This is a genomic window from Cereibacter johrii (genome assembly GCF_001720585.1).
Classification (GTDB): Bacteria; Pseudomonadota; Alphaproteobacteria; order Rhodobacterales; family Rhodobacteraceae; genus Cereibacter_A; species Cereibacter_A johrii.
On record NZ_MABH01000121.1, the window covers coordinates 21,455 to 28,533 of the forward strand.

The following is a 7,079-nucleotide window of genomic DNA, read 5'->3' on the forward strand; positions in this document are numbered from 1 at the left end:
ATCTTCTCAAATAACAAAAAGCCATTTTTTCTTTCGCCTCACCCGGCGTAGACCATGCCCGAAGCGAGGGCCTGCGCGAGAGGAGCCAGACATGTCGATCGAGGCGAAATTCAAGAAACTCGGCACCGACAATGCCCCCGGGCAGGAAGTGCGCCAGTCGGCCGCGGGGCTCGAGGCACTGATGCGCGGGGCCCCGCTCGAGGGCCGTCCGGTCGATTTCTCCCATGGCGACGTGGATGCGCACGAGCCGACGCCCGGCGCCTTCGACCTCTTCTCGGCGGGCGTGATGTCGGGGGGCGTGCAGGCCTATACCGAATATCGCGGCGATCTGGGCATCCGCGATCTGCTGGCCCCGCGGCTTGCGGCCTTCACGGGCGCGCCGGTCGATGCGCGCGACGGGCTCATCATCACGCCCGGCACGCAGGGGGCGCTCTTTCTCGCGGTGGCGGCCACGGTCGCGCGCGGCGACAAGGTGGCCATCGTCCAGCCCGACTATTTCGCCAACCGCAAGCTCGTCGAATTCTTCGAGGGCGAGATGGTGCCGGTGCAGCTCGACTATGTCTCGGCCGACGAGACGCGGGCGGGCCTCGATCTGACGGGGCTCGAGGATGCCTTCAAGGCCGGTGCCCGGGTCTTCCTCTTCTCGAACCCGAACAACCCCGCGGGCGTGGTCTATTCGGCCGAGGAGATCGGCCAGATCGCGGCGCTGGCCGCACGCTACGGCGCGACCGTGATCGCCGACCAGCTCTATTCCCGGCTGCGCTATGCGGGGGCGAGCTACACCCATCTGCGCGCCGAAGCGGCGGTGGATGCCGAGAATGTCGTCACCATCATGGGCCCGTCGAAGACGGAATCGCTCTCGGGCTACCGGCTGGGCGTGGCCTTCGGCTCCCGCGCCATCATCGCGCGGATGGAGAAGCTGCAGGCCATCGTGAGCCTGCGCGCCGCGGGCTACAGCCAGGCCGTGCTGCGCGGCTGGTTCGACGAGGCGCCGGGCTGGATGGAGGACCGCATCGCCCGGCATCAGGCGATCCGCGACGAACTGCTGCGCGTGCTGCGCGGCTGCGAGGGCGTCTTCGCCCGCACGCCGCAGGCCGGCAGCTACCTCTTTCCGCGGCTGCCGAAGCTCGCCGTGACGCCGGCCGAGTTCGTCAAGATCCTGCGGCTGCAGGCGGGCGTGGTTGTCACGCCCGGCACCGAGTTCAGCCCGCACACGGCCGACAGCGTGCGGCTGAACTTCAGCCAGGATCACGAGGCCGCCGTCGCCGCCGCCCAGCGGATCGTGGCGCTGGTCGAACGGTATCGCGCATGACGGCCGCCCTCTCCCAGCCGGTCCCGCAGGGCGACTACATTCCGGCCCGCCGGGCGGGCGCGCTGATCTTCACCTCGGGCATGACACCGCGCCGCGAGGGGGTGCTCCAGTTCACCGGCCCCGTGCGCCGCGACCAGCCGCTGGAAGAGCAGCGCGACGCCGTCCGGCTTGCCTGCGAGAATGCGCTGGCCGCCGCGCGCGGCCTTCTGGCCGAGGGCGAGAGCCTTGCGGTGATCCTCTCGCTCACCGTCTATGTCGCGGCCGAGCCCGGCTTCGAGGCCCATTCGAAGCTGGCCGATTTCGCCTCGGCACGGCTGCGCGAGGAGCTGGGGCCTGCGGGCATCGGCGCCCGCGCCGCGGTGGGCGTGGCCACCCTGCCCGGCAATGCCCCCGTCGAGATCCAGCTCATCGCCTCCGTCTGACAGAACCCGGGCCGGTCCGGCCCTCCAGCCCCTCGGAACGCTCCCCAGATGACCAGCTCCCGCCTCTCCTCCCGCCTTCAGGCCGTGCAGCCCTCGCCCACCATCGCCATGACGCGCCTTGCGGCGCAGCTCCGCCGCGAGGGCAAGGACATCATCGGCCTGTCGCAGGGCGAGCCCGACTTCGACACGCCCGTCCATATCCGGCAGGCTGCCGCCGCCGCCATCGAGGCGGGCCAGACCCGCTACACCGACGTGGACGGCACGCCCGAGCTGAAGGCCGCCATCGTCGAGAAATTCCGCCGCGAGAACGGGCTCTCCTACGAGACGAACCAGATCAGCGTCGGCACCGGCGGCAAGCAGGTGCTCTACAATGCCCTGCTGGCCACGCTCGATGAGGGCGACGAGGTGATCGTGCCCGCGCCCTACTGGGTCTCCTATCCCGACATGGTGCGGCTCGCGGGCGGGGGGCCGGTCACCGTCTCCTGCCCCGAGGAAGACGATTTCCTGCTGACCGCGCCCGCGCTGCGGGCCGCGATCACGCCACGCACCAAATGGGTGATCCTGAACTCGCCCTCGAACCCGACCGGCATGGGCTATTCGGCCGCCCATCTGCGGGCGCTGGCCGACGTGCTGCTCGAGTTCCCGCATGTGCTGGTGATGACCGACGACATGTATGAGCATCTGCGCTACGACGGCTGGGAATTCGCCACCATCGCGCAGGTCGAGCCGAAGCTCATGGACCGGGTGCTGACCTGCAACGGCGTGTCGAAGGCCTTCTCGATGACCGGCTGGCGCATCGGCTATGCCGGGGGTCCGGCCGACATCATCAAGGCGATGGCCACGCTCCAGTCGCAATCGACCTCGAACCCCTCCTCGGTGAGCCAGGCCGCGGCGCTCGCGGCCCTGACCGGGCCGATGGAGTTCCTGGCCGAGCGCAACGAGATCTTCCGCCAGCGGCGCGACCTGTGCCTCTCGGCGCTGAACCAGATCGAGGGGCTGAGCTGCGTGCGCCCGAACGGCGCCTTCTACCTCTTCCCCTCCTGCGCGGGCATGATCGGCCGCACCCGGCCCGGCGGGCGCAAGATCGAGACCGACACGGATTTCGTGATGTATCTCGTCGAGGAGGCGGGCGTCGCCGCGGTGCCGGGCAGCGCCTTCGGCCTCGCCCCCTACTTCCGCATCTCCTTTGCAACCGACACCGAGCGGCTGCGCACCGCCTGCGAGCGGATCCGCGCGGCCTCGGCCCGGCTGACCTGAGGCCGGCCCCCACAGCGGCCCTGCCGGCAGCGGCAGGCCCCAACCACGACAAGACGGAGACCGACATGGATCTGGGCATCAGAGGCAAGACGGCGCTGGTTCTGGGCGCGGGCGGGGGCCTCGGCGGCGCCATCGCCCGCTCGCTCGCCCGCGAGGGCGCGCGGGTGGCGCTCGGCGACATCGACCTCGCCGCGGCCGAAGCCACCGCCGAGGCGATCCGCGCCGAGGGCGGCACGGCGCTGCCGCTGGCCTGGGATCTGGCCGATCTCGGTGCCATCGAGACGAACGTGAGCCTGATCGAGGCCGAGCTGGGCCCGGTCGACATCCTCGTGAACAACACGGGCGGGCCGAAGCCCTCGCCGGTCTCGGGGCAGGATGCCGCGCTCTGGCGCACGAGCTTCGAGTCCATGGTGCTCTCGGTCATCGCCATCACCGACCGCGTGCTGCCGGGCATGAAGGCCCGCAAATGGGGCCGCATCATCACCTCGACCTCGTCGGGCGTGGTGGCGCCGATCCCGAACCTCGGCCTGTCGAACGCGCTGCGCATCTCGCTCGTGGGCTGGTCGAAGACCCTCGCGCGCGAGGTGGGCCGCGACGGCATCACGGCCAACATCGTGCTGCCCGGCCGCGTCGCCACCAAGCGCATCACCTTCCTCGACGAGCAGAAGGCCGCGCGCGAGGGCCGTCCGGTGGCCGAGGTGGCCGCCGAGAGCGTGGCCTCGATCCCGCTCGGCCGCTATGGTCAGCCCGAGGAATATGGCGATGCCGTGGCCTTCCTCGCCTCGGCCCGCGCCTCCTACATCACCGGCAGCACCATCCGCATCGACGGCGGCCTGATCGCCAGCGTCTGACCCCAAAGGAAACAGCATGACCACCGACACCGCCAAGGAACAGGCCCTGATCGAGGCGCTGCGCGGCGTGACCACCGCGACGCTCACCACCGTCCTTCTGAAGAAGGGCCTGCGCAACGTCTGGATGCGCGGCGCCATGCCGCTCGAGCCCGGCCAGCCGCGCATCGTGGGCCGCGCCTTCACCCTGCGCTTCGTGCCCGCGCGGGAAGACCTCGCCACCCCGGCCAGCTGGTCCTCGCCGATCTCGACCCGCGCCGCCATCGAGGCGATGCCCGAGGGCTGCATCTGCGTCGTCGATGCGATGGGCATCACCGATGCGGGGATCTTCGGCGACATCCTCTGCGCGCGGATGAAGAAGCGCGGCGTGGCGGCCCTCGTGACCGACGGCGTCGTGCGCGACGTGGCGGGCGTGCGCGGCACGGGCCTGCCGGTCTGGTGCGCGGGCGTGGCCGCTCCGCCCTCGGTTGCGGGCCTGACCTTCGTGGCCTGGGAGCAGCCGGTGGGCTGCGGCGGCGTCGCCGTCTTCCCGGGCGACATGGTGGTGATCGACGACGATGGCGCCGTGCTGATCCCGGCCGATCTGGTCGAGGCCGTGGCCGAGGAATCGGTCGAGCAGGAACGTCTCGAGGGCTGGATCATGACCCAGGTCGAGGCGGGCGTGCCGCTGCCGGGCCTCTATCCCGCCAATGCCGAGAACAAGGCCAAGTACGAGGCCTGGAAGGCGCAGTCGGGCCAGTGATCTTCGGCGGGGCCGCGAGGGCCCGCCTTCCGTCTCCCCACTCCCCGGGCAAGGGCTCGTCCCTGCCCGGGGCCTTTTGTGAAAGGCTCTCCCCATGTCGCGGATCGCGCTTGTCACCCGTCTGTCGCCCGAGGCCGAGGCCCATTGGGCGGGCCATCTCGCCCGCGCCCTGCCGGGCGAACGGATCGACAGCTTCCGCGACCTGAGCCCCGCGGAGCGGGCCGAGGTGGACATCGCCGTCGTGGCCAATCCCGACCCGGCCGATCTGGCGGAGCTTCCGAACCTTGTCTGGGTCCACAGCCTCTGGGCCGGGGTCGAGCGGCTGGTGGCCGAACTGGGCCATCTCGCGCGCCCCATCGTGCGGCTCGTCGATCCCGAGCTTGCCCGCACCATGGCCGAGGCGGCGCTGGCCTGGACCTATTATCTCTTCCGCGACATGCCGGCCTATGCCGCCCAGCAGCGCGCCCGCGTCTGGAAGGGGCTGCCCTACAAGCGCCCCGGGCGCACGAAGGTGGGCGTGCTGGGCCTGGGCGAACTCGGCGCGGCGGCGGCTCTCCGGCTCCGCGACGCGGGCTTCGACGTCCATGGCTGGAGCCGGTCGCCCAAGGAGATCGCGGGCGTCACCTGCCACGCGGGCGAAGAGACGCTCGAGCGGATGCTGGGACAGGTCGAGATCCTCGTCTGCCTACTGCCGCTGACGGGCGCGACGCGCGGCCTTCTCGATGCGCGCCGGCTTGCGTGCCTGCCCGAGGGGGCGCAGATCATCAACTTCGCCCGCGGCCCCATCCTCGACAGCGCGGCGCTGATCGAGGCGCTCGACAGCGGCCGGATCGGCCATGCGGTGCTCGATGTGTTCGAGGTCGAGCCCCTGCCCGAGGCCTCGCCCTTCTGGGGTCATCCGAAGGTGACGGTGCTGCCCCACATCTCGGCCGCGACCGACCCCGAGACCGCCTCGGCCATCGTGGGCGCCCATGTCTCCGACTACCGCGCGACAGGCCGCATTCCGCCTTCGGTCGATCTCACCCGCGGCTACTGAAGGGCTGCCGGCGGCCCGCGCAGGCGCCGCCCGGGGGCACGGGCTCCGGTTCAGGACCGGGCCGGCGTGGCGAGAGCTTCCCGGGAGAGGCTCCCGCCCCGGCCTTCCGCCGGACCCGGAGCGGCCTGCGCCCCGATGCGCGCCCCTCGGGCCTTCCCCGCTCAGGCGGGGCGTGCGCCGATCAGGCTGCGGCGGTCGAGCACGCAATGGACGCCCTTCTGCCCGTTCACCACCTGCGTGATCCGAAGATCGGCGCAGAGGCTCGCGTGCCGCCAGGCCTCGGTGCGCGTCAGGCCCGTGTGCGCGCAGATCCAGTCGAGCATCCGGGCCGTCGCGTCGCGCGCGGCCCCGTCGAGCGTCTCGTGAAAGCCCATGGTCACGATCAGATCGCAGAGCTCGATCTCGGGGGCGGCGGGCGCCGTTCCCTTCTCGAGCGTGAAGCGGAAGCGGCCGTTCAGCGCGGTCTCGAGCGCCGTGTCGCAGACCTCGCCGTCGCCCTGCAGCGCATGGCCGTCGCCCGCGAAGAAAAGCGCGCCCGGACAGAAGACCGGGAAGGAGATCCGCGCGCCCTGCCGGAAGAAGCGGTTGTCCACATTGCCGCCGAAGGGACCGGGAGGCACGGAGCTGACGGTCCCCCCTTCTGGCGGCGGCGCCACGGCGAGGATGCCGAAGAAGGGCGCCAGCGCCACCTCGGGGCCCCAGGGCAGCCGCGCGCTGCGGCGCGCCCGGTCGATGGGCACGACGAGGCTCTCGTAGGCCGGCGCGAGGTCGGGGAAGATCCCGAAGCCGGGCTCGATGGCGCTCCAGCCCCAATCCTGCGCCAGCGCGATCTCCTCGATCTCGACCACCAGCCGGTCGCCGGGCTCGGCCCCCGCGACATGGACCGGCCCCGTCAGCATGTGGGGCCCGAGATGGGGCACCTGCGCCTCCATCACCGCGCGGTGGCTGGCCAGCACCCGGCAGGGATGGCCCTCGGGCGGCAGGTTGCGCGGGCCGCCCGACAGGGTCTCGATCACCGCCCGCTCGCCCGGCGCGAGCTGCAGCACGGGAGCGGCGGCGGGATCGAGATGGCCCCAGCGGACGGTGGCGGGCGAGGCGGGAAGGGGGGGGTCCAGAGGGCGCTCCATCGGCAGAAAGGTCAGCGCACCCTCATCTGTCTGGGCAGGTTCGACAAGACCTCGATGCCGGTTTCCGTGACGATCACCGTCTCGGAGGCACCGACCGTATAGTCGCCGTAGCTGCGCAGCGTGGCGGGCAGATGGAAGACCATGCCGGGCTCGAGAGGTCGGTCCACGCCGGTGAAGAGCGACAGGATCGCCCCCTCGCCCCAGTCGGGCGCGAAGGCCGCGCCCATCGAATAGCCGATGCGCTTGCGGAAGGCGGCCGTATAGCCCGCGGCATCGATCACGGCCTGCGCGGCCTCGTGGGGCGCCGCGCAGGGCGCGCCCGGGCGGAGCGCCGC

8 protein-coding genes are annotated in these 7,079 nt (G+C 71.5%); 6 read left to right on the forward strand and 2 right to left on the reverse strand.

The genetic code is table 11. The annotated features are described in order from the left end of the window. Window positions 1-91 precede the first annotated feature (91 nt). From A9O63_RS09570 to A9O63_RS09595, 6 genes are all read left to right on the forward strand, one after another. A complete protein-coding gene (locus tag A9O63_RS09570; protein WP_069331724.1) occupies window positions 92-1,312 on the forward strand; it encodes a pyridoxal phosphate-dependent aminotransferase in 1,221 nt (406 codons plus the stop codon). Next, on the forward strand, window positions 1,309-1,734 hold the full coding sequence (locus A9O63_RS09575; RefSeq protein WP_069331725.1) for a RidA family protein: 426 nt from the start codon (window positions 1,309-1,311) through the stop codon (window positions 1,732-1,734). Before A9O63_RS09570 ends, A9O63_RS09575 begins: the two co-directional genes overlap by 4 nt. 48 nt (window positions 1,735-1,782) lie before the next feature. Further along, window positions 1,783-2,991, forward strand: coding sequence for a pyridoxal phosphate-dependent aminotransferase (locus A9O63_RS09580; RefSeq protein ID WP_069331726.1), 1,209 nt, complete (start codon window positions 1,783-1,785; stop codon window positions 2,989-2,991). Between the two features lie 65 nt (window positions 2,992-3,056). Beyond that, complete coding sequence (locus A9O63_RS09585) at window positions 3,057-3,842, forward strand: SDR family oxidoreductase (protein ID WP_069331727.1); 786 nt, start codon at window positions 3,057-3,059, stop codon at window positions 3,840-3,842. Between the two features lie 16 nt (window positions 3,843-3,858). Next, window positions 3,859-4,581, forward strand: a complete 723-nt coding sequence (locus A9O63_RS09590; protein ID WP_002724253.1) for a ribonuclease activity regulator RraA — start codon at window positions 3,859-3,861, stop codon at window positions 4,579-4,581. 94 nt (window positions 4,582-4,675) lie between these two features. Then, on the forward strand, window positions 4,676-5,617 hold the full coding sequence (locus A9O63_RS09595) for a 2-hydroxyacid dehydrogenase (protein ID WP_069331728.1): 942 nt from the start codon (window positions 4,676-4,678) through the stop codon (window positions 5,615-5,617). A gap of 161 nt (window positions 5,618-5,778) precedes the next feature. On the opposite strand, the gene A9O63_RS09600 is transcribed toward A9O63_RS09595, so the two are convergent. Beyond that, window positions 5,779-6,744, reverse strand: a complete 966-nt coding sequence (locus A9O63_RS09600) for an acetamidase/formamidase family protein (RefSeq protein ID WP_069331729.1) — start codon at window positions 6,742-6,744, stop codon at window positions 5,779-5,781. Between the two features lie 11 nt (window positions 6,745-6,755). Next, window positions 6,756-7,079 (reverse strand): M24 family metallopeptidase (locus tag A9O63_RS09605; protein ID WP_141703064.1); only part of this gene is annotated, 324 nt, incomplete at its 5' end.